1 protein-coding gene is annotated in these 237 nt (G+C 67.5%); it reads right to left on the reverse strand.

The window, feature by feature from the left end; translation table 11 throughout:
* Positions 1-237: hypothetical protein (locus ACQG3P_RS23460; RefSeq protein ID WP_426806385.1), on the reverse strand; the 237-nt coding region annotated here is incomplete at both ends.

Below are 237 nucleotides of genomic sequence, written 5' to 3' on the forward strand. Positions count from 1 at the left end.
TCCACCGGCACGATCTTGGTGCCGTGGGGGTCGTGGGGCACGGCCAGTTCGCTGGCGCGGCGGAGTTCCTCGGTGCTGAAGGTGTAGTTGTTGGCCAGGATGCCGCCCTTCAGGCGGAAGCCGGGGCTGATGTTCCTGTTGAAATCGACCTGGCCGGTGTCGAAGTCCGTGTCGTCGTACTGCGGGGGCAGGCGGATTTCCGCCTGGTCCCGGCCCGCCGGGTTGGTCGGGTCGATG

Origin of the sequence: Stenotrophomonas sp. SrG (assembly GCF_050031795.1) — a bacterium.
Lineage (GTDB): Bacteria > Pseudomonadota > Gammaproteobacteria > Xanthomonadales > Xanthomonadaceae > Stenotrophomonas > Stenotrophomonas rhizophila_A.